The 2232-nt window shown below is 66.5% G+C and carries 2 protein-coding genes and 1 pseudogene; all 3 read right to left on the bottom strand.

Features of this window, described 5'->3' with window-relative positions; genetic code table 11:
• Positions 1-12: 12 nt before the first annotated feature.
• Positions 13-1254, bottom strand: coding sequence for a chromate efflux transporter (chrA, locus tag ACU5AP_RS16135; RefSeq protein ID WP_003163811.1), 1242 nt, complete (start codon positions 1252-1254; stop codon positions 13-15).
• A gap of 22 nt (positions 1255-1276) precedes the next feature.
• The gene (gene arsH / locus ACU5AP_RS16140; RefSeq protein ID WP_003163810.1) at positions 1277-2023 is read right to left on the bottom strand and encodes an arsenical resistance protein ArsH; all 747 of its coding nucleotides are present in this window, start codon (positions 2021-2023) and stop codon (positions 1277-1279) included.
• A pseudogene (locus ACU5AP_RS16145) lies at positions 2020-2232 on the bottom strand (arsenic resistance N-acetyltransferase ArsN2); the annotation flags it as partial. The gene arsH and the pseudogene ACU5AP_RS16145, both read right to left, overlap by 4 nt.

Genomic DNA, 2232 nt, shown 5'->3' on the forward strand with positions numbered 1-2232 from the left:
CGCGGGCTCGGCTCAGATCAGTGCGAAGGCGACCCCGCTTGCGGCGGTCAGGGCAACGACTATCCATGGTGTGCACTTCCACACCGTCAACAGAACGAAGCCGGCCAGCGCCACGAGGAAGTCGATCGGACTCAGGATCGCGCTGGTTCCTACTGGGGTATAGAGGGCGAAAGCGAGAATGCCGACGACCGCCGCGTTCGCACCGCGCATCGCCGCCTGGGCCGCCGGTCGGGCGCGCAGCAGGCTCCAGAACGGCAGCACGCCTGTCACCAGCAGCAATCCCGGCGCGAAGATCGCCACGAGACAAAGGGCGGCCCCAGCGAGTCCATTCGGAGAAGGCTCCATCACGGCGCCCAGATAGGCGGCGAAGGTGAAAAGCGGCCCCGGGACGGCTTGGGCTGCGCCATAGCCCGCAAGAAAGCCATTGGAATCGATCCAGCCGGGCTGCACCACGCCTTCTTCGAGCAGGGGCAGAACGACGTGACCGCCTCCGAAAACGAAGGCGCCGGCTCGATAGAAGACGTCCAGCAAGGCGACGCCGTGGAACCCTGTCGCCATGGAGGCGAGCGGTAGGCCCGCCAGAAGCAGAAGGAACAGGACCAGGGCCCCTGCGCCGGCGCGCCGTGAAATCGGGAAGCTTGCAGTCGCCCCTGGCGCGGCGGTCGTCGTGCGGCAAAGGCGCAGCCCCGCCAGACCGCCGAGGACGATAGCGACGATCTGGCCTGTCGCTCCGCCGAGCAACATCAGGATTACAACAGCGGCTAGGCCGATGACTGCTCTTTGCCAATCAGGGGTCAGGGTGCGGGCCATCCCCCAGACCGCCTGAGCGACCACAGCCACGGCCACCAGCTTCAGTCCATGAAGCAGGCCCATTCCAACTGGCCCGTGGAGCGAGGCTGCGCCCATGGCGAACAAGACCAGAAGCGCGGCGGACGGCAGCGTGAAGGCGCACCATGCCGCAACGCCACCCAATGGGCCGGCGCGCCACAAGCCCAAGGCGTAGCCCACTTGGCTGGAGGCCGGCCCTGGCAGGAATTGGCACATGGCGACCAGGTCGGCGTATCCGGCTTCATCGATCCAACGGCGTCGAGCGACCAACTCGTTCCGGAAATAGCCGAGGTGCGCGACGGGGCCGCCGAACGACGTGAGGCCGAGTTTGAGGAAGACCGCGAAGACCTCTGCCGGCGAGCCGGTCAGGGGCGCGCTCAGGCGTCTGTGGGCTGCTTTGGATTCGCCGCTGATTTCCGTGGCCATTCTCCAGCAATCCAGTCTGATGCTACGCAGACCTGATCGCGATCGCTGACAGGTCATTGGCCGCATCGATCGGCACGCCCGACGCCTTTCGCTCGGAATAGCGATCCACCAACTGACCTGCGTGCCACCGCGTCAAGACGGTGAAGCGCACCAGTTCCTCCATCACATCGACGATGCGATCGTAGTAGCTGGACGGCTTCATGCGGCCGTCGTCGTCGAACTCCAGGAAGGCCTTGGCGACGCTGGACTGGTTGGGGATGGTGATCATCCGCATCCAGCGGCCGAGCAGGCGCAGGGTGTTGACCGCGTTGAAACTCTGCGAGCCGCCGGAGACCTGCATGACGGCAAGGGTGCGGCCCTGAGTCGGGCGCATACCGCCCATGCTCAGCGGCAGGTGATCGATCTGAAGCTTCATGATCCCCGAAATCTGGCCGTGGCGTTCGGGGCTGCTCCAGACCATGCCCTCCGACCACAGGGCATGCTCGCGCAGTTCGTGGACGGCGGGATGATCGTCGTAGTCGACCTGATCGGTCAGCGGCAGGTCGGACGGATCGAAGATGCGCGTTTCGCAGCCCATGAAGCGCAGCAGGCGAGCGGCCTCCTCGACGCATAGCCGGGAATAGGAGCGGTCGCGCAGTGAGCCGTAGAGCAGCAGGATGCGGGGCGGATGATCGTGCGGGCCGAGGCCGAGCGCGGGGCGGCTGGACAGATAAGCTGGGTCGAGCGCGGGCAGGTGGTCGGGATCAGGCAGGTCGCGAAGGCGGGTCATCGGGCGCGCAGTTCCTTGAACATGAAGGCCGCCGAGGCCGGGCACAGGCCGCTGAACTGCCGGGAGGCGGCGACTGAGGGCGGCGCGGCTGACCGAAGGGCGACCGAATAGCCGTGTCGCTGGAAGAAGGCGGCGGCCGAGGTCGTGAGCAGATAGAGACCGTCGGCCCCTTGTCCGGCGGCTTCGGCTTCGAGCCAGCACAGGATCGC

This window comes from Brevundimonas sp. RM1 (genome assembly GCF_052907225.1).